Annotated in this window: 3 protein-coding genes; 2 read left to right on the top strand and 1 reads right to left on the bottom strand. The window is 44.1% G+C overall.

The genetic code is table 11. The annotated features are described in order from the left end of the window. Window positions 1–272: 272 nt before the first annotated feature. Window positions 273–689 (bottom strand): hypothetical protein, encoded by a 417-nt coding sequence (locus L1283_RS28335; RefSeq protein ID WP_429626807.1) that lies wholly within the window; start codon window positions 687–689, stop codon window positions 273–275. A 99-nt stretch (window positions 690–788) separates the two neighbouring features. Between L1283_RS28335 and istA the strand changes: the two genes are divergently transcribed. Beyond that, entirely contained in the window at window positions 789–2333 is a 1545-nt protein-coding gene (gene istA, locus L1283_RS28330; RefSeq protein WP_429626806.1) for an IS21 family transposase, read from the top strand. A gap of 13 nt (window positions 2334–2346) precedes the next feature. Beyond that, on the top strand, window positions 2347–3072 hold the full coding sequence (istB, locus tag L1283_RS28325) for an IS21-like element helper ATPase IstB (RefSeq protein ID WP_429626805.1): 726 nt from the start codon (window positions 2347–2349) through the stop codon (window positions 3070–3072). Window positions 3073–3139 lie beyond the last annotated feature (67 nt).

Here is a 3139-nt window from a genome sequence, read left to right as displayed (position 1 = left end):
ACCCAAAATCTAAACATCACTGCTATTTTGTTTGGTGGACTAATCCAAAAAAAAAAAAACAACTTAAGGACACCCTTCGGGGGGGGGGCCCTTCAACACCCCCCCCCCCCCACCTGTATCTGTACTATCGCAGACGTCAAACGTGTTTTAGAATATCTAAAAGTTTATCTAAATTTATTTTTCTATCACTTTTTTAGATAAACTTAAGTCGTTATAAAACAAATAATTACAAAAATTACCACATAAAATATCTATCTTGAGTTTATCTAAGTTTATTTTTCTTTATCATTTTTAGATAAACTTAGCAACCATCTTGGAAAGCGATGCGTTCCAAGATTTTCGATGGTTTTATCCTTTTTAGACATCGCATAAACAATATTTCGAATCTTGTTCTGTTTCTTTTTTTCATCCAATACCGAGGGAAGAATATCTAAGATTAAATCGCCGATCTCCTGTTTTGAAGCTTGCCCATATTTTTCCAAATATTCAAGAATCATCTTTTTATAGTGTTCATCCTTAAAGCCTCTTTGTTTTATATAAATAGCTTTTTCGCCCGTAACGCCCGCGACGACAGTAGAAATGTGAAAATTCGGCTTACGCCCTTCAATAAGATTTTTTCTTCTTAATAGCTTAATCTCAATATCTGACAATCTCTTTTGCTTAGCAACCTTATGTATATATCGGTGCATAACGGGCCATTCGTATCGGCGATATAGGTCCAATTGTATCGGTGATTGCGGGCCAGTTTAAACAAAGTATTATTTTGCAGAGCACTAACTCTGTAAGATATGGCTGGTCACCGCATAGATATGTTAGATATTCAACGTATAATTCAATTAAAAGCCCGTGGGGAGAGTAATCGCTCCGTCGCCAGGTTGCTGGGCATCAACCGAAAGACAGTCAATGAATATGTACTTCATCTGAAGGCAAGGGGAAAAGATTTTTCCGAACTGGAAGATCTAGATGAAACGTCGCTTGCGTCCGTATTGCCCCAGCCGAAAGTATTCATTAAACCGGATGCGTACCAGGAACTGTCCGATATGTTTCCAGCATTCAAGCGCTCTATGCAAAGTTCTGGATTTACTTACCTCAACATCTGGGAACAGTACCGTGAGCGTTATCCGCAGGGTTACGGTTACACACAATTCAAGGAACATGTTCAGAAAGCTTTTGCAGTGCAGCACGCCACTATGCATATTGATCATAAGATGGGCGAAAAGCTCCTTGTTGATTATGCTGGCGACCGTCTCAATCTGACAGACAGAGCGTCAGGCGAATTGCATCCGGTAGAACTTTTTGTTTGCGTTCTTGCCGGCAGTGGGTACACCTATGTTGAGGCTAGCGAAAGTCAGGGAAAAGCATCTTTTCTGGGCAGTATGAGGCGTGCCCTAGAGTTCATAGGTGGTGTCCCAAAGCTGATCATCACCGACAATCTAAAGTCTGCGGTCACCCGTTCCCATCGTTATGAACCGGAGCTGAACCGTGACTTTAAGTTGTTTGCATTGCATTACGGAACAGCCGTAATAGCCACACGAGCCTATAAACCCAAAGACAAGGCATTGGTTGAACATGCCGTCAGGCTGGTTTATCAACGTATCTGTTTTCATCTGAAAGACCGGGTGTTCTTCGATCTGCATTCCCTCAATGTGGCGATCCGTCCTTTGCTGGAGACATATAACCAGCGAAAGTACCAACTAAAGCAAACTAGCCGTGAACAGTTGTTCCTAGAGCACGAAAAGCTTCTTCTATCCCCATTGCCGGCACAGCCTTTTACATTATTGGTACACAGGTCTGCTACTGTACAGAAGAACTATCATATCTTTCTCAGTGATGACCGCCATTACTACAGCGTACCATACCAGTATATCGGTAAAAAGGTTGATGTACGCTACAGCGAGATCTCCGTGGAGATCTATCACCAGAGCAAACGGATAGCCTCACATATCAGAAGCCGTAAAAGTGGAGGTTATACCACCCATAAGGGCCACATGCCCGATAACCATCGCTTCATGCAGGAATGCAGTGTAGAGAGCTTTCTTTACTGGGGGAAGTCCCAGGATACGATGATCCACCGTTATCTGGAAGAAGTATTCGCCAGGCGCCCCCATCCTGAACAGGCTTTTCGATCCTGCTGGGGTATACAACGTCTGGGAAAGACATACGGCATAGAGCGCCTAAAAAGGGCTTGCCACCGTGCCATGGCATTTGAGCAGTATGGTTACAAAATACTGGAATCCATCCTTAAACAGGGACTCGATACCCAGGACTTAGCGGAAGAACCTCCTGCGCTGCCAGTTCATGAAAACCTGCGGGGAGCAACTTATTATTCTTAACATAAACAGATATATGAACGTACAACAAACCATTGAAAAAATGAAAGAGCTGCGACTGCATGGCATGTTACTGGCCTATCGCAGCGGTATCGAATCACAGGGACATCTACAGTTGACTCCTGATGAGCTACTTACCATCCTGGTCGACGCCGAATGGCAGGACCGCTCCAACAAAAAAGTTGCCCGGCTGACTCAGGCGGCAGCTTTCCGTTATCAGTCAAATCTGTCCGATATTGATTATCAGGCCTCTCGAGAACTGGACCGCGACCTACTGACAAGGCTCTCCTGCTGCCAGTTCATCCAGCAGAAGGAGAACATCCTCATAGTAGGGCCGACTGGTGTGGGTAAGAGCTATGTAGCATCTGCTTTGGGCCATCAGGCCTGCGCTATGGGGTATCGGGTGGCTTATTATAATACGGCTAAGCTATTCGCAAGACTCCATTCGGCCAGAGCAGACAACTCGCTTTTCAAAGAAATCGCACGAATCGAAAAACAGGATCTTTTGATCTTGGATGACTTTGGTCTGCAGAGCTTGGACAAACCACAGAGAGATCTACTCATGGAGATCATTGAGGATAGACACAATAAGAAGTCTACAATAATCGCCTCTCAATTGCCTGTTAGTGCATGGTACGAAGTTATTGGGGAAGGAACTATAGCGGATGCGATACTGGACAGACTCGTGCATGGTGCACACAGATTGTCTTTGTCTGGCTATGACAACAATATGGATATGTAAAGTCCATTGAAAGGTACATTGATTCACAGAGCATTGCGTTACGGCTTTACATTTGGACTTTACATAA

The sequence above is a fragment of the Sphingobacterium sp. HSC-15S19 genome, from assembly GCF_050433745.1.
Classification (GTDB): domain Bacteria; phylum Bacteroidota; class Bacteroidia; order Sphingobacteriales; family Sphingobacteriaceae; genus Sphingobacterium; species Sphingobacterium siyangense.
The sequence above is the reverse complement of the archived record's forward strand: the minus strand, read 5'-3'. Positions and strand labels throughout refer to the sequence as shown.

Bases quoted from the DNA above. Each gene is read 5' to 3' on its own strand.
- L1283_RS28335 (WP_429626807.1), bottom strand. From the start codon at position 689: ATGCACCGATATATACATAAGGTTGCTAAGCAAAAGAGATTGTCAGAT.
- istA (WP_429626806.1), top strand. From the start codon at position 789: ATGGCTGGTCACCGCATAGATATGTTAGATATTCAACGTATAATTCAA.
- istB (WP_429626805.1), top strand. From the start codon at position 2,347: ATGAACGTACAACAAACCATTGAAAAAATGAAAGAGCTGCGACTGCAT.